At 53.7% G+C, this 15,572-nt stretch carries 13 protein-coding genes and 2 pseudogenes; 9 read left to right on the forward strand and 6 right to left on the reverse strand.

The features are described from left to right. Window positions 1–43 precede the first annotated feature (43 nt). Window positions 44–1,480, forward strand: a complete 1,437-nt coding sequence (locus K0H79_RS03255; RefSeq protein ID WP_220077294.1) for a methyl-accepting chemotaxis protein — start codon at window positions 44–46, stop codon at window positions 1,478–1,480. Window positions 1,481–1,563: 83 nt separating this feature from the next. Here K0H79_RS03255 and K0H79_RS03260 read toward each other — a convergent pair whose 3' ends face one another. Beyond that, the gene (locus K0H79_RS03260) at window positions 1,564–2,529 is read right to left on the reverse strand and encodes a zinc transporter ZntB (protein WP_220077295.1); all 966 of its coding nucleotides are present in this window, start codon (window positions 2,527–2,529) and stop codon (window positions 1,564–1,566) included. A gap of 150 nt (window positions 2,530–2,679) precedes the next feature. On the opposite strand from K0H79_RS03260, the gene K0H79_RS03265 reads away from it, so the two are divergent. Further along, window positions 2,680–3,054 carry a YacL family protein gene (locus K0H79_RS03265; RefSeq protein WP_220077296.1) on the forward strand — a complete coding sequence of 125 codons (375 nt, stop codon included), beginning with the start codon at window positions 2,680–2,682 and terminating at the stop codon, window positions 3,052–3,054. Window positions 3,055–3,098: 44 nt separating this feature from the next. On the opposite strand, the gene K0H79_RS03270 is transcribed toward K0H79_RS03265, so the two are convergent. Continuing rightward, entirely contained in the window at window positions 3,099–3,728 is a 630-nt protein-coding gene (locus K0H79_RS03270) for a response regulator (protein ID WP_220066764.1), read from the reverse strand. Further along, complete coding sequence (gene narQ / locus K0H79_RS03275; RefSeq protein ID WP_220077297.1) at window positions 3,721–5,433, reverse strand: nitrate/nitrite two-component system sensor histidine kinase NarQ; 1,713 nt, start codon at window positions 5,431–5,433, stop codon at window positions 3,721–3,723. The genes K0H79_RS03270 and narQ overlap by 8 nt, the downstream gene beginning before the upstream one ends. 246 nt (window positions 5,434–5,679) lie before the next feature. Here narQ and nrfA point away from each other — a divergent pair, with 246 nt between their 5' ends. Then, complete coding sequence (gene nrfA, locus K0H79_RS03280) at window positions 5,680–7,083, forward strand: ammonia-forming nitrite reductase cytochrome c552 subunit (protein ID WP_220066766.1); 1,404 nt, start codon at window positions 5,680–5,682, stop codon at window positions 7,081–7,083. 80 nt (window positions 7,084–7,163) lie between these two features. On the opposite strand, the gene K0H79_RS03285 is transcribed toward nrfA, so the two are convergent. Beyond that, window positions 7,164–7,703 (reverse strand): hydrolase, encoded by a 540-nt coding sequence (locus tag K0H79_RS03285; protein WP_220066767.1) that lies wholly within the window; start codon window positions 7,701–7,703, stop codon window positions 7,164–7,166. Window positions 7,704–7,942: 239 nt separating this feature from the next. Here K0H79_RS03285 and K0H79_RS03290 point away from each other — a divergent pair, with 239 nt between their 5' ends. From K0H79_RS03290 to K0H79_RS19375, 6 genes and pseudogenes are all read left to right on the forward strand, one after another. Further along, window positions 7,943–8,281, forward strand: coding sequence for a P-II family nitrogen regulator (locus K0H79_RS03290; protein ID WP_011758768.1), 339 nt, complete (start codon window positions 7,943–7,945; stop codon window positions 8,279–8,281). A gap of 11 nt (window positions 8,282–8,292) precedes the next feature. After that, window positions 8,293–9,543, forward strand: coding sequence for an ammonium transporter (locus tag K0H79_RS03295; RefSeq protein WP_220077298.1), 1,251 nt, complete (start codon window positions 8,293–8,295; stop codon window positions 9,541–9,543). A 191-nt stretch (window positions 9,544–9,734) separates the two neighbouring features. After that, a complete protein-coding gene (locus K0H79_RS03300; protein WP_220077299.1) occupies window positions 9,735–10,085 on the forward strand; it encodes a hypothetical protein in 351 nt (116 codons plus the stop codon). An 80-nt stretch (window positions 10,086–10,165) separates the two neighbouring features. Continuing rightward, complete coding sequence (locus tag K0H79_RS03305; protein ID WP_220077300.1) at window positions 10,166–11,326, forward strand: lipopolysaccharide assembly protein LapB; 1,161 nt, start codon at window positions 10,166–10,168, stop codon at window positions 11,324–11,326. Window positions 11,327–11,688: 362 nt separating this feature from the next. Continuing rightward, window positions 11,689–12,321: pseudogene (locus K0H79_RS19370) on the forward strand (PAS domain-containing protein); the annotation flags it as partial. A gap of 147 nt (window positions 12,322–12,468) precedes the next feature. Beyond that, a pseudogene (locus tag K0H79_RS19375) lies at window positions 12,469–12,909 on the forward strand (methyl-accepting chemotaxis protein); the annotation flags it as partial. A gap of 89 nt (window positions 12,910–12,998) precedes the next feature. On the opposite strand, the gene K0H79_RS03315 reads toward K0H79_RS19375, so the two are convergent. Together K0H79_RS03315 and K0H79_RS03320 are read right to left on the reverse strand one after the other, a co-directional pair. Then, window positions 12,999–14,255, reverse strand: coding sequence for a DUF4785 family protein (locus K0H79_RS03315; RefSeq protein ID WP_220077302.1), 1,257 nt, complete (start codon window positions 14,253–14,255; stop codon window positions 12,999–13,001). A gap of 10 nt (window positions 14,256–14,265) precedes the next feature. Then, complete coding sequence (locus tag K0H79_RS03320; RefSeq protein WP_220066773.1) at window positions 14,266–15,123, reverse strand: hypothetical protein; 858 nt, start codon at window positions 15,121–15,123, stop codon at window positions 14,266–14,268. Window positions 15,124–15,572 lie beyond the last annotated feature (449 nt).

Here is a 15,572-nt window from a genome sequence, read left to right on the forward strand (position 1 = left end):
GGTGCAATAATAACAACTCGCCGAATCGCGTTCTGGAGTACCAATGAAGCAGGTCGATTTTCGAACTATCGATAAAATTTTCATCCGCATGTCCATTAACGACAAGATGTGGGTCGTGTTTTTGCTGTTTGTATTGGCGCTGGGCACCACTGCCGGGTTGCGCTACTCCCAGAGTGTCGATGCCATAGAGGCAAGCTCGGTTAAAGCCGCAGAAGCGAGGTTAGCGGGCATGCTGGACACCCTGAATGCAACGGGCCAGTTTGAGAAAGCCGCCGGCCTGGGATTAACCATGGGAAGCGGCAAAAATCGCCACGATGGGGATTCAGTTACTGTCAGCGCCATCGCCGCCAATGGTCAGAGCTACTCCCTGGAACAGGATGTGCGCAGCCAGGAGAGCAAGGCGCGCTCTGCGGCCAGTGCCAGCCTGCTTTGGACTGGGGTGTGGTTATTACCCTTTGCGATATTTTTATACTGGGTTGCCACCTTTATCGGCGGTGCCCTGTGGGTGCTGTACACCACCACCGAGAAAATCGGCTCGGGGGATTTGACTTCGCGTTTAGGCTTCCACCCCGGACGTGATGAGTTCGGTACCATTGGCTGTGCACTGGATAAAGCCATGGATACCCTGACCGAGCTGGTTAAGGTGGTGAAAGCCAACGCCGATACCCTGAGCGATACCTCTGAGTCCTTCGGACGGGAAATGAAACAGAGCCTGCAGCAGATTAATCGACAGTATGTGTCGTTGGACTCGGTTGCCACCGCCATGGAAGAAATGACGGCTTCAGCGCAGGAAGTATCCAATATCTCCCGTCAGGCCACTGAAAAAACCGAGCAGGATGCCACTCAGGTAGAAAGCAGTTTCCAGCGGGTGCAAAAGGCCATTTCTGACATTGAGCAGCTGTCCGGTCTGATTGAGCAGGCGTCAAGCTCGGTGGCGACGCTCAACGTCAACACCACCCAAATCAACGAAGTGATCACCACCATTAATGCAATTTCTGAGCAAACCAACCTGCTCGCCCTCAACGCCGCTATTGAAGCGGCCCGTGCCGGCGAACAGGGCAGAGGCTTTGCCGTGGTGGCAGATGAGGTGCGTACTTTGGCAAGCCGCACCCAGGCGGCAACCGTTGAAATTCAGGCCATGATTGAAAAGCTGCAGGGCGAGAGCCGTAATATCGCCAATATTACCGAAAAGACCGTCAGTCAGGCCCAGTCCAGCAGTGGTGTGATTGCCAACATAGGTGCCGATGTGAGGGGAATTGCCGACTCATCGCGCGCCATTACCGACATGAGCATCCAGATCTCCACTTCCGCCGAAGAGCAAAGCAGCGTTGCCAACAGCATTGCAGCTGAGCTCAGTGATATACGTAACCAGTCCAACACCATACGTACAGTGGCTGAGCAGTCATCAGAGGGGGTCGCCAGACTCGCTGAGGCCTCCCGCTCGCTGGGTAAGGTACTGGCCCGTTATCGCACCAATTGATGCGGATACCTTTGCTGACACTCTGGACAGCACTTTGTGACTGATATTGAAATGAAAAAAGGACGCCGATGGCGTCCTTTTTGTTACAGCCAGCGTTTTCGGTAAAACAGCCACAGCTGCAATATCACCAAAAGCACCAAAATGGCGCAAAAGAGGGCAAAGGCCCAGGGAGTGTCGGCGCCGGGGATGCCGCCGATATTGACGCCAAGCAGCCCGGTAAGAAAGCCCAGCGGCAGGAAGACAGCCGTCACCAGCGACAGAAAATACAGCCGCTGGTTAAGCTCTTCGGACTGGCGGCTCATCAATTCTTCCTGGGTCACACTGGCCCTGTCCCTGAGGGCATCGAGGTCTTCAATGGCGCGGGTGAGGCGATCGCGAATTTCCCGCATCTTTAGCTGTTCGCTCTTTTTAAACAGTTGCCCGGTTTCGGTTTGCAGTGTGGTAAAGGCTTCCCGCTGCGGTGCCAGATAGCGGCGCACCATGACAGTCTGTCGCCTGAGGTCGGCAATGTCGTTTCGCAAATCCTTGCTCTTGCTGCCGACGACCTGGTCTTCCAGCAAATCCAGTTTTTCTTCCAGCTCGTGAATAAAGTCTGTTTTGCGGGTGGTTAACTTGTCACACAGGGACAAAATAAACTCAGCCGGTGTCGTGGGGCCCGTTTTGGCTTCTATCAGGGCCGCGAGCTCTTTGACCGATTGCAGGCTGCGACGACAGGTGCTCACCACCCTGTGCTTATCGGCAAATAGCCGCAGTGCCACCATGTCTTCCGGCGCCTCGTCTGGATTGAGGTTAACACCGCGCAGAGCCAGCAGCAGGCCGCTGTCTGCCGCGATCGCTCTGGGCCGGGTGTCCCGGGACAGCAGGGCATCAATTTCGAGTTTGGGCAAATCGGTTCGGTGCAGCCATTCACGTGCCGCCTGGGAGTGATAATTGAGATGGACCCAGATGTTTCCCTGGTCGGGTGTCCAGGTATTAAGGGTATCCTCGTCGAGAGGGTGTCCGGCCCGTTCGCCGCTCAGCCAATAGCTGTAGATGAATCCCTGTGACATGTTTGGTTCCTTTTCAAAGCTTTTCATGACACTAGCCCAGAGCGGGGAGAGGATTCAAGTACCGCTTTGTTGCGGCGAAGAGGCAAGAGCCGCGTGTATAGGATAAAATTTCCGTATCGATAACGATGTTTGAATCACAGTGGATAGATTATGGAGTACGAATTTCGCCGCAACGGCCTGGATGGTTCCGTGATGGCTCGTTTCAGCATGGAGCATGAGGTGATGGGGCGATGGTTTGGTGAAGAGCTCGGTGACAAGCCCACTGCCACGGCTACCGTACTAGCGGCCATTTCCGCGATTCAGGCCGGGGAGCTGCGCGAGTGGCGATTGACGGGCCGGGAATTCAGTCTGGAGCTGGATGAGGAGCAGGCCCGGGTCTATGCCAATGTGCTGGGGTATGACAACCAGGATGAGCTGGACGATGGCATGTCCCTCTACGATGCCGAACTTGAGGCCAGCTGTGGCCTCGAAGATTTGGAAGCAGCCCTGAAAAGCTGGCAGGCATTTATAGTGGAAACCCGCTGAAATACAGGGATTGAAAAAGGCAGCCTCGGCTGCCTTTTTTGTGATCAGCGGTTCAGGTATCTCACCGCCATCTCGGTGCGGGACTTGGCGTTGGCCTTTCGCAGCAGGTTTTTTACATGCACTTTCACCGTGCCTTCGCTGATGTGCAGCTGCTCTGAAATCAGTCGGTTGCTCAGACCTTCTGCCAGTTGTTCCAGGATCTGCAGCTCACGTGGCGTCAGGGCATCTATCCACTCGTTTTCGTCGGTGGCATTTTTCAGCTCAAACAGGTATTCCTCCACCGCTTCGCTGATCACCCTGTGCCCCAACATGGCGTGCTTGAGTTTTTCAAGCAGCAGATCCGGCTCTGTGTCTTTAAGCAAATAACCGTCGGCACCGGCTCGCAGCAGGCGTATTACGTCCTGTTTGGCGTCAGACACAGTCAGGATAACGATGCGGGAGGTCACCCCCTCCTGACGCAGGCCGTTGAGGGTATCGAGGCCCGTCATGCCTTTCATGTTCAGGTCCAGCAATATGATGTCAGGCTCGTCATTGGCCACCGCGCTCAGGGCATCCAGACCACTGCCAGCCTCGCCAAACAGAGTGAAATCCTTATCAGATCCAATGAGCTGACAGATACCGCGGCGCAGCAGGGGGTGGTCGTCGACCACCAGAACTGAATAGGGTTTACCCATGTTGACTTGGCTCCTGATGTGGGGGAAGCGTGAGTGTAACCGTTGTACCACCTGCTTCATTACTGGAAAAGTGCAGCTGACCATCGAGCTTGCTGGCTCGTTCGTGCATGATGCCAATGCCGAAATGCTGGTCCCGCTCTCTGAGGTGTTCTATACCGACACCATCATCGCTGACGCTGATATTGATCATACCTTCGTAATTCTTAGCGCATTGAATCACAATTTCACTGGCGTTGGCATGTTTTATGGCATTCAAGGTGGCTTCGCGGGTCAATTGCAGTATATGAATGTGCTGGTTGGCACCAAGCAGCTGCTCGCGGATACCGTAATCCAGGGTGAGCCTGGTGTGTGTTTGGCCGCGAAGCTGCTCCAGCATGGCCTCGAGTGCGTGCTTGAGGTTGGGTTCTTTGATGGTGAGACGGAAGGTTGAAAGCAGTTCCCTGAGCTGCACATAGGCGGTGCTCACACCTTCGTTGATTTCATTAAGTTGCTGCTCTACTTCGGGATTACGGCAGCTGTCGTCCAGGCCTTTTCTCAGTAGAGAAATTTGGATTTTGAGGAAGGAGAGCACCTGACCCAGCGAGTCGTGCAGCTCGCGGGCAATCACACCCCGCTCTTCCATTAACGCCAGTTGCTGACGCTGCTCGGCCGATTGGTGAATGAGAATAGAGCGGGCCAGCATGATGGCGAAGTTTTCAAACAGGGGGCGGTTGGGCGCCTTGCCTGACACCATCTCGAGGTAGCCCAAATCCGTGTGCTCAAAGGTGAGCGGAAAACGGCACGAGGCTTCAAGCTCGGCCGGCCAGCCACCTTCGGCCTCAATGGCTTCTTCTGTGTCCCCTTCGTCCTGAATTATCAGGCGCAAATAATCCAGCTGTTCATATTGCTTTAGCTGATCCAGGGCTGCCTTTAATGCACGGTAATCGAGGGTTTTGCCGTGCAGCATCACCAGATTGTCATACAGAAAGTTGAGCTCCTGATTGGCTCGGGTCAGTGCCAGGGTCTTTTCCTGCACCTGAGACTCAAGATCCCCATAGAGCGCCGACAGCTCCTTGGCGGTGGAGTCCAGCGCATCGGCCAGTGCCTGCAGCTCGATATACTCGCTCTGGGGCATGTCCACATCGAAATTGCCCTTGGAGATGGTGTTGGCGGAAAGCATCAGCTGGTTTAGCGGCTCCACCACCTTGCGCTTGGTATAGCGTACCGCCACCAGGGCGATGGCAAGCATCATCCCCAGGCCCAGCAACTGGCTGGCTGCAAGGAGTTTTAATTTAAAGGCGGCGTGATGTTCGGTTTCCAGTACGAACAGGTCGATGGTATCGACAAAGTCCTTCAACGAAGAGGCATAAAGACGTGAGTTTTCCTCTTCGATGAAGTATTTCATCACCTTCCATTTGTCGATAACCAGCAGATACTGATCTTTAAGGCGTTGGGGCGTACTCCAGTCAAGGGAGTTCTTGAGTGCCGGTGAATAGAGCGTGGCTTCAAACTCACGGATTTTATCTTCGGCCTCGTCACTGCCGGAGTTGGCATAAAACATTAACCGGTAACTCTGCATCCGCAGTGAGCCTGAAGCATTGATGGCACGGGCATCGCCCAAGCTGTATGACAGGTTGGCGAGTGCGAAGATAGATAGCCCACTGGAGAGCAGGATAAGCACCATCATCAGCCCGAGAATCTTGGAGGTGAGACTGCCACGTTTCATGAAAATTCCTGTCGAGAAGGAGAGCCGATGTTTGCAACTAAAGCCTATGTTCTACATTAGCTTTTTCTTTACCACACCCGTACTCATGCAAAAGTGTGAACAATGACACATCCAGAGTTTGATCTTGTGCAAACTTTGGCTCCGATACCACTTAATAGGTATGTAAAAGGAGAGTTAACAGGACTACTTTTGACCCTGGAGATGTCGTGGGTATTTCAGAAACACAAAAACTAACACGGAGATGAGATGGTGAGAAAGCTAACCGGAAAATCCTTTGCGCTGAGCGCATTGGTCGCCGCCAGCTTTGTAGCTGCCGGTGCGATGGCCAGTGATAAAACCGAGCCACGCAATGATGTATACAAAGACAAATTCAGCAAACAATATAACAGTTGGCACGCGACTGCCGAAAGCGAAGCCATCACAGATGCGCTGGAGCAGGATCCTGCACTGGTGATTTTGTGGGCCGGCTACGGTTTTGCCAAAGACTACAACGCCCCCCGTGGTCACATGTATGCACTGACCGACGTGCGCAACACCCTGCGTACCGGTGCTCCTACCTCAGCCGAAGATGGCCCAATGCCAATGGCCTGCTGGAGCTGTAAGAGCCCTGACGTGCCCCGTCTGATTGAAGAGCAGGGCGAATCAGGCTATTTCACCGGCAAGTGGGCCAAAGGTGGCGCCGAAGTGGCCAACACCATTGGTTGCGGTGACTGTCACGAAAAAGGCACCCCAAAACTGCGCCTGTCACGTCCATTTGCTTCCCGCGCCATGGAAGCCATTGGTACCCCATTCGACAAGGCTTCCAAGCAGGATAAAGAATCCATGGTGTGCGCCCAGTGCCACGTGGAGTACTACTTCGAAAAGTCTGATGATCGCAAAGGTTTCGTGAAGTTCCCATGGGACGGCGGCACCACAGTGGAAAACATGGAAGTCTATTATGACGCCATCCAATTTGCTGACTGGACCCACGCTGTGTCCAAGACCCCAATGCTGAAAGCGCAGCACCCAGGTTATGAAACCTGGAAACTGGGTACTCACGGTCAAAACAATGTGTCCTGTGTTGACTGTCACATGCCGAAAGTGACCAACGAACAGGGTAAGAAGTTTACCGATCACAAAGTGGGCAACCCATTCGATCGTTTCGAAGAAACCTGTGGTACCTGCCACAGCCAGGACAAAGAACACATGCTGACCGTCTACAAGGACAACAAGTCCAAAGTGATGGAGCTGAAGTCCAAGGCTGAAACTCAGCTGGTTGCTGCTCACTTCGAAGCCGGTGCTGCCTGGAAAGCCGGTGCCACCGAAGAAGAAATGAAGCCTATCCTGACCAACATCCGTCACGCTCAGTGGCGCTGGGACTACGCCATTGCTTCTCACGGTGTGTCTGCACACGCTCCAGCTGAAGCCCTGCGCGTACTGGGTACTGCCGTGGACAAGGCTGCCAATGCCCGCGTTCAACTGGCACAGTTGCTGGCCACCAAAGGCGTGAAGCAGCCAATCGAGCTGCCGGACATCTCTACCAAGGCCAAAGCTCAGGCTGCTCTGGGTATGGACATGGACAAGATGAACGCCGATAAGGCCAAGTTCAAGCAAGAAATGCTGCCCAAGTGGGAAGCAGAAGCCAAGGCCCGCGAAGCCACTTACAAGTAAGCAGCAAACCCCAAGCCTGCATACACAAAGCCCCCGCATTGCGGGGGCTTTTCTTTGGCAGAATTGAGTGTTGCAGCAATTTATTTGATGAGTTTCAGCAATGCCCTGAAACTGTCACCAACCGCATGATGTTGCAGTTCAAACAGCAGCGACTCCACGTTGGTGAGTTTGGCGCCGGCCTCACCCATCATTTGCAGCCCCAATGCTTTATTCTCGGCGGTGCGGGACCCCATGGCATCGGCCACCAAATGCACATCAAAGCCGTTGTCCAGCATGTCACGGCAGCTTTGATACACACAAATATGGGTTTCTATGCCACACAGCAGCACCTGCTTGCGCCCGGTGTTGTTAAGCGCTTGCTGAAACTCATCACAGGCCCAGCCACTGAAATGTTCCTTGGGAATTGGGCTGAAGCCTTCGAGCACAAGTCGGAGTTCTTCAGAAGTGGGCCCCAGCTTTTCCGGTAACTGCTCTAACCAGAGAATGGGAATATCAAAAATTCTTGCCCCGCTTATCAGGGTGATCAGCTGCTGGTGCATGGCTTCTGAGTTGTGCATCAGTCGGGCCAGTTTGCCCTGAACATCCACGACTACAAGCACAGTTTCACTTGGCTTAAGCATGTCTCGCCTCCTTGGTTTTACCCAGTTAACCCCTTTTTGATGCCGCTGCCAATACGCCGAAAGTCAAATGCACCACATTGGTGCGCAGTCTGCATAAGTGCACTTTTTTTGTGCGAATTTATGCGCTCAATTTGTGCGTAAAATGTAATAAATATATTAAAAACATTGTGTTGAAACTTTGGCGCGATGCTTGAAATGTCTTTGTCAGGCAAGACATACAACAATCAGTGGAGGCCGGAATGAAACTGGTGAGTGCAATCATCAAACCCTTCAAACTCGACGATGTGCGTGAAGCCATCGCCGGCATGGGTATCGAAGGTATGACAGTAACCGAGGTCAAAGGTTTTGGCCGTCAGAAGGGGCACACCGAGCTGTATCGCGGTGCCGAATATCAGGTGGATTTTCTGCCCAAGATAAAGCTGGATATCGCAACCAAGGCTGAAAATGTCGAGCTGCTGTTGGAGGCCATCGTAAAAGCGGCCCATACCGGCAAAATCGGTGACGGTAAAATCTTTGTCACCGATTTAGAGCAAGCGGTCCGGATTCGGACCGGTGAAACAGACGACGAAGCACTGTAAGGGGAAGCGAGATGGAAGAAATCAGCAAACTGGGCCTGACAGTGGCCGAACTCAGATTCGCACTGGATACCTTTTACTTTTTGATCTCCGGGGCCTTGGTGATGTGGATGGCGGCAGGCTTCGCCATGTTGGAAGCGGGTCTGGTGCGCTCCAAAAACACCACTGAGATCCTCACCAAAAACGTGTGCCTCTATTCAATTGCCTGTATCACCTACCTGATCGTTGGCTACAACATCATGTATGTGGACAACCCTGAAGCGGGTTGGTTGCCAAGCTTCGGTACCCTGATTGGTACCCAGGCCGCCGATGCCGACCACTCACTGGAATCAGACTTCTTCTTCCAGGTGGTGTTTGTGGCAACCTCCATGTCGATTGTGTCCGGCGCTGTGGCTGAACGCATGAAACTCTGGGCCTTCCTGGCATTTTCCGTGGTGATGACGGCGGTAATCTATCCGGTCGAAGGCTTCTGGACCTGGGGTGGCGGCTTTGTCAGCGCGGCCGGTTTCGTGGACTTTGCCGGTAGCGGTATTGTGCACATGGCCGGTGCTGCCGCGGCACTGTCCGGCGTGATTTTGCTGGGCGCCCGTAAAGGTAAATATGGTCCATCGGGTCAGGTTAACCCTATCCCTGGCTCCAACCTGCCAATGGCGACTCTTGGTATGTTTATCCTGTGGATGGGCTGGTTCGGCTTTAACGGTGGCTCACAGTTGATGGTGTCCGATGCCGCCAACGCCGCCTCTGTCGGTAAGATCTTCGTCAATACCAACTCGGCTGCGGCTTTCGGTGCCATTTCTGCCCTTATCGTCTGCAAAATGATTTGGGGCAAGGCCGATTTAACTATGATATTGAACGGTGCGCTGGCGGGTCTCGTGGCCATTACCGCAGATCCCCTGTCACCTTCACTGGAGTTCGCCGCCGCCATTGGTTTGCTGGCTGGTGCCCTGGTGGTGTTCTCTATCGTGGGCTTTGATCGTATCAAGATTGATGACCCCGTGGGTGCCATCTCTGTGCACGGCGTGGCCGGGGTGCTGGGTTTGCTGTTGGTACCTGCATCCAATGCCGATGCGACCCTGGGCGGACAGCTGTTTGGTATCTGTGCCATCTTTGCCTGGACCTTCGGCGCCTCCTTCCTGGTGTGGTTTGCCCTCAAGGTGACCATGGGGATCCGTGTCAGCGAGGAAGAAGAATACAATGGTATGGATGCTTCAGACTGCGGTATCGACGCCTACCCCGAGTTTGTGACGGTAAAAACGGCCAGTTAATCTTCAAAACTCAGACAAACAGCAGGCTCAGGCCTGCTGTTTTTGTTTCGCTTGTATTTGGCAAAGCAGGGGAGGGATACTGACTTGAGCCTGGATATCAGGCCGGGGACGCCATGCTGAGGTTGAGGGGAGACTGAGGTCGCAAGGAGACCGGGGCTGAATAGAGGCCGGGGCTGAAGGGAGAGTTGGAAATGCGGATAAAAAAGTTACTCGTGCTGACAATGCTGCTGAGTTTGGGTGCTACCGCCGGGCAGGTGGTGGTGCGAAAGAGTGATGAAGCCTTCGATGCCTTTGCCGTTCGTGACCAACTGGCCCGGGAGCATCAGTGGCAGGAGGCCATACGGGCTCAGCAACAACTGGATATACTGCAGTCTCTGCCACTGGGATGTATGTTGGTGCCATCCCCCTATCGGTATTTCAGCTGCAATGGTCTCTTCTACAGACCTTATTTGTGGCAGGGACGAGAGCTCTACATTTCCGTTCCCAATCCTGAGGCTGAAGGACAACCTGCCAGCCAGTCAAACGAGGGAACAGAGCGTTAAACTTTTGTTACGTATTGAGTGGGCTTTTCGTGCCAAATTGACGTAGTCTCAAGTGAGGCCAATCGATTTTGGAGGCGCCGATGTCTGCAAGAATACTCTGTTGCCTGTTACTTCCTTTGCTGGTGTCCTGTGCCGCCACTTCCGAGCGTGAGCATCAAACCAGTATCACGACCTTATTTCACGATGAAATTTTCTCGCCAGTCAGTGGCTTGCCCTCTCCCGAAGCGGTATTTTCCTTACCGCCTAGCGTAGCGCAGGACTTAAGGCGCGCCTTCGAACGTCAGCGCAACATCCCCGGCGGCGACAATCAACCGGCCCACACATGGCTCTCTTCCCAGCTTGCTGCGGCCGATGGCGGTTTCAGTTATCAGGACAACAATACCCGTATCGCAGCCGATACCTATTATGACAGGGCGGGAAATTGCATGTCGTTGGTGGTATTGGCGGCAGCCATGGCCGATGCACTGGGTGTCACCGTGGACTTTCAGGATGTGTTGGTACAGCCGGTGTGGGACAGACAGGGGGATTTTTATCTGGTCAACGGCCATGTGAATCTGCGACTGTTGCCGCCCTCGGAAGCGAATGTGGTGCATTTGCGGGGGCCGATCCTTGTAGACTTTCTCCCCGAGCGCGCCGTACGCGGCTATGACCGGGTACGTATCAACCGCAGCATGCTGCTGGCGATGTTTTACAATAACCTGGCCGCCGAGGCGCTGATCAATAGAGAGCATGACAAAGCCTACGCCTTAATTCGCATGTCCCTTGAGCAGAGCGATACCTTTGTTCCGGCCCTCAATACCCTTGCCATTTTGTATCGCTATCATCAACGGGAAGATCTTGCCGAGGAGGTGTATCGGCAGGCGCTGAAGCAAGAGCCGGAAAATATGACAACGCTCTATAATCTGGCGCTTATCCTCTCATCCCAGGATAGGTTGGACGAGTGGGCGGAAGTGCACAAGGTGCTGGAGCTGGCCAGGATCCGCAACCCCTATTACTACTACGATATGGCCGAGCAGGCATTGTCTGAGCATGAGTATCAACAGGCCGTAAATTGGTTTTTGCAGGCCGTAGAAAAGGCCGACTACCGCCACGAGTTTTACTTTGGACTGTCCCAGGCCTATTGGGCGTCGGGTAATCCCAAGAAAGCCAAACAAAGCATGGAAAAAGCCCTGGCGCTCAGTGGCGATGATGGAGATAAACGGCGTTATCAGGCCAAGTTGAACGCCATGGCAAGCCATTAAGCCCGTTACTTGGGCTACGCCCGTACATCTTAAGCGGCCCGGGATTCCTCTTGGGCTCTTGTCTTGCTTAATTAATTGATTTTTATGCAAGTTCCAGAGACTTGGCACGTGTGTCTACCACTCTGTCGTGATTCGCCCGACGTACATATTTCCCGCTATCTGAACCAATCAGCCCCTTATGACGTACACTTCCTTTTAGAGCCTGACGAGTCCTTTATGGCGTCATCGCAGGTCCATCGCAGATATGGGTTGTTGCGGAGAAACAGATGTTTAATAAAAAACTAAAGCAATCATTGGCCTCTTATCGGTCTGAAATTCAAAGGTATCAGGCGCGGGCCGCCGCCGTCAGCGCGTCAACGGCGATGATAGAATTTTTGCCTGACGGCACCATAGTCACCGCCAATGAAAACTTTTTGTCCCTTGTGGGATACCGCCTCGAAGATATCCAGGGAAAACATCACCGTATTTTTTGTACTCCAGAGTATGCCAACAGCCATGAATACAAAGCATTTTGGCGAAGCTTGGCGGTGGGGGAACACGCTAGCGGTCGCTTTTTACGGATTGGTCGGGATGGCAAAAATCTGTGGCTTGGCGCCTCTTACAACCCCATTCGCAATGAAGAAGGCAAAGTGGTCAGCGTCTTGAAGCTGGCAGCGGATGTCACGGATGTCGTGGAAATCGAAAACGAACAGCAAAGCATGATAAATGCTATCGATCGTTCCATGGCGGTGATTGAATTTACTACCGACGGTGAAGTGATCCGGGCCAATGGAAACTTTTTGGCCGTAACCGGATATCGCCTGGATGAAATCAAGGGAAAACACCACCGGCTTTTTTGTGCGCCTGAGTATGCGGCTTCTGAGGAATACAAACACTTCTGGTCGCGATTGAATCATGGGGAGTTTTTTACCGGCCGTTTTCAGCGTCAGGATAAGTTGGGCCGGACCATTTGGCTCAGCGCCACCTATAACCCCGTGTATAACGCCCGTGGTGAGCTGTACAAAATCGTCAAGTTTGCCAACGATATTACCGAGCGGGTGAACCAGCAGCAGGCTGAATCGGCCGCAGCTGTACTGGCGTATGATATCGCCCTCAATACCGATGCCAATGCGCGCAGCGGTGCCCAGGTGGTTCAGTCCACCGTCGAGGTGGTAAGAGGCATTGCCGAAGAAATCAATCTTGCAGCCAGGGGGATTGAGGATGTGAGCAATCAGTCGGAGAAGATAGGCAATATAGTGCAAACCATTCGCAGTATCGCCGATCAGACCAACCTGCTTGCCCTGAACGCTGCCATTGAGGCTGCACGTGCCGGGGAACAGGGACGAGGGTTTGCTGTCGTGGCCGATGAGGTTCGCAGCCTGGCGGCACGAACCGCCAATGCCACAGTCGAAATCGTTGATGTTGTTCGCCAAAATCAGGTGTTATCCCAGGCAGCAGTGGCCAACATGGAGCAGAGTAAACACAAGGTAGAGCAGGGCGTTGCGCTCGCGGTGGAGGCTGGCGAAGCCATAGAGCAAATCCGGGATGGTGCACAACAGGTCGTGGCTGCGGTGCAGGAATTTAAACTACAGCTGGATAAATAAGTCAGGCAGCTGACCGGGGAAATCACCGCCAATATGGCATCAAGCATACAAATAAAAGGCTCCCGCGGGAGCCTTTTTTACTGCTTGCGTTATAACTGTAGGGCCTTGTCCTGGAACGACAATGTTGCCATCTGTCCCTGGTCTTTAAGCTCAAGCTCCCGTATCTGGAATGGGGCTTTCAACCCGGAGCGCTCGATCAGTTCCCGGGACAGCGGGAGAGTCAGGCTGTCGCTTGCCTCGAACCAGCGTGCCGCCGCACTGCTGTGAATGGCGACTTCTTTCCCGTTGCTGTCCGTCCCTGTGAGGACAGCCGAAAGCGCATATCGGCCGGCATCGGCCAGTTCCAGGTTAAAGGTGACTGCCACCGGCGTCTCGCCTTGCCATTGCACTTGGGCGTCGGGTAACACCCGGCCGCTGGGGGCAAAGTGTTTGAACGCCGTTTTAATGGTGCGCTTAACTGCAATCCCATCGACACGGCTCTGAACATCTATCAGCAATTCGCTGAGCGCTGCGGCAGACTCAGGCTCAAAACCATCGGGCATGGCGGCGCTGAATGCGCCATTTTCCAGCGTCAGTGGCAGTGGCAGTTCCTGGGTTCCTTGTCTGAGCAGGGCCTTGGCTGTGCTTAACTGCCCCAGTCCATCCAACGTCAGTGAACCTGCCAGGGATTGCCCCAGGCTCAGACCCATGGGCGCTCTGAGATGTAACACCAGCGGGCTGCCTTTTTCCTTCACATTCACCAGATACTGACTGCGGGGATCAACGGCACTTCTAACCTTGAGACGGTATTCACCGGCAGGGGCGGCGCTGGATAACAGGAGCGCACTCGAGTCATCATTCATGCCCGCCGACGCCAATGCTTCGGCATTGGCCATGGACCGCACCAGATTTGGCACCTGTGCACCTTTGGGGGCTGAAAGCTCAAGTGATGCAGGTTCAATGGCCGGGGCATGGAACAAGGCGCCAGAACTCATGTCGGCTCTTGGGGCCAGGCGTATGACGGCGCCGCCCTGGCTGATAGTCAGGGGAATGCCTTGATTCAGTGCCTCACCCGAGACCGGGAACCAGTATTCATTGCTGGCTACCAATTGGCTGCTTTGCCATTGTCGGGGCTGATATACCCCCGACATGGGGAAGACAAATTGGATGTCATCCCGGCGGGTGTTCAGTCCCTGAGTGACAGGCGCCTGAACCTGGCTAAAGCCCAAGTCGCCAGTGGACAGCGGTGACAGCTGAACCACCTGCACACCCAGGGCATCGGCGTTGTCTTGGCTGTTTTCTCCCTGACAGGCACTGAGCATCAGTGACATCAATACCGCAGCGGCCAGTTTGTTGTGAGTCATCATGGTCGCGCTCCTATATGCGATTGCGGATAAAGACGTCGAGGCCAAAACAGGCGCGGCGACTTTGCTGATGGCTTAATGGCTCGCTGCCCCAGGTTTTTTGCTTGTCCTTGAACCAGACGGTACCCGCGGCACTCTGTGAGCTGCATTCCAGGAAACCGTCGGAGCAATCGTCCAGCCAGTTTTGGGTGGTCTCAAGGGCGACCTGATATTGATAACCACCGCAATAGCTGTCGCTGTCCCAAATGGCAGAGTCCACATCGGAGCCCACTACCACCTCAAAGGGTTTGCCAAGGGCAGGGCGCCCAGCGGTACCCTTGAGCCAGTTGGCATTGTAGTAGGACATCCAACTGACCTGTTGCTGTTTCACGGCATCGCTGCCGTAACCCAGCAGCCAGCCGAGTGTGGTTTCGAACACATTGCCCTCAGTTACGGCGTCGGCCAGCGGAGTGCCTGCACTGGACGGGGCCAGTGCTATGACCCGCGACGTGGCATTGATTACCTTGGGATAGCGCGCGTCCCAGGTGGGATTGGAGAGTATCCAGCGCACCACATTGCCACCATTGGAGTGGGTGAGCAGTACCAGATCGTCGATGTTTTTACTGTCGATAAAGCTGCCCAGCTGGCTGGCGAGGCAACCGGCGGCGGCCTCATCCCACATATACTGGTCAAAATCGCAGTTGATGACGGTGTAATTGGCGCTGTTGGGGAGACCCTGGCGGACGGAATTGACGAATTCACCGGTCCAGTAGTCGTTAAGTGCATCGGTTTGATGACCTGTGCCATGAATAAAAGCTATTCCTGACGCGGCCAAACTCAGGGGGCTGACTGCAAACAGACCCAGAAGCATTAGCGTGTTGGCTGTCTTCATTTGTCTGATCTCTATGCTTGTAATTATATGGTTTTGTTGAAACAGGTAGGACGTCCGACCTGCGTAATTAACCTATCGCTAACATTTTCAGGCTGGCAAGTCTTTTAAACGGTACGCCTGTACTGTTTAGGGTGATGGCTCGATACGCAGGTTTGGTGCTTTTGCTCTATCTGGTTATCTTTTTGATAATAATCACCATTTATTCTTATTGCGATTCAATGGCGTTTTAAACTGAATGAAAAATCACCAAAATTTGTTGCGGTACGCAATGTTGTATCAAGGTGTCTGTCTTAAGTTGAGAAATTATCGTGCTCAGGGGCATGACGGCCAGGTGAGCCGGATAGCCCAGTGCCGTTTATTTCAGATAATTATGAATTTTATCAATGTAAAAGCTAAGTAATTCAATGTAATAAATTTGAATTTGTGAAAAAAGTATATCTTGATTGCCA

This window comes from Shewanella sp. FJAT-52076, from assembly GCF_019457455.1.
Lineage (GTDB): Bacteria > Pseudomonadota > Gammaproteobacteria > Enterobacterales > Shewanellaceae > Shewanella > Shewanella zhangzhouensis.

Excerpts from the sequence above, each read along its gene's own strand:
- K0H79_RS03255 (WP_220077294.1), top strand. The coding sequence starts at position 44 with ATGAAGCAGGTCGATTTTCGAACTATCGATAAAATTTTCATCCGCATG.
- K0H79_RS03260 (WP_220077295.1), bottom strand. The coding sequence starts at position 2,529 with ATGTCACAGGGATTCATCTACAGCTATTGGCTGAGCGGCGAACGGGCC.
- K0H79_RS03265 (WP_220077296.1), top strand. The coding sequence starts at position 2,680 with ATGGAGTACGAATTTCGCCGCAACGGCCTGGATGGTTCCGTGATGGCT.
- K0H79_RS03270 (WP_220066764.1), bottom strand. The coding sequence starts at position 3,728 with ATGGGTAAACCCTATTCAGTTCTGGTGGTCGACGACCACCCCCTGCTG.
- narQ (WP_220077297.1), bottom strand. The coding sequence starts at position 5,433 with ATGAAACGTGGCAGTCTCACCTCCAAGATTCTCGGGCTGATGATGGTG.
- nrfA (WP_220066766.1), top strand. The coding sequence starts at position 5,680 with ATGGTGAGAAAGCTAACCGGAAAATCCTTTGCGCTGAGCGCATTGGTC.
- K0H79_RS03285 (WP_220066767.1), bottom strand. The coding sequence starts at position 7,703 with ATGCTTAAGCCAAGTGAAACTGTGCTTGTAGTCGTGGATGTTCAGGGC.
- K0H79_RS03290 (WP_011758768.1), top strand. The coding sequence starts at position 7,943 with ATGAAACTGGTGAGTGCAATCATCAAACCCTTCAAACTCGACGATGTG.
- K0H79_RS03295 (WP_220077298.1), top strand. The coding sequence starts at position 8,293 with ATGGAAGAAATCAGCAAACTGGGCCTGACAGTGGCCGAACTCAGATTC.
- K0H79_RS03300 (WP_220077299.1), top strand. The coding sequence starts at position 9,735 with ATGCGGATAAAAAAGTTACTCGTGCTGACAATGCTGCTGAGTTTGGGT.
- K0H79_RS03305 (WP_220077300.1), top strand. The coding sequence starts at position 10,166 with ATGTCTGCAAGAATACTCTGTTGCCTGTTACTTCCTTTGCTGGTGTCC.
- K0H79_RS03315 (WP_220077302.1), bottom strand. The coding sequence starts at position 14,255 with ATGATGACTCACAACAAACTGGCCGCTGCGGTATTGATGTCACTGATG.
- K0H79_RS03320 (WP_220066773.1), bottom strand. The coding sequence starts at position 15,123 with ATGAAGACAGCCAACACGCTAATGCTTCTGGGTCTGTTTGCAGTCAGC.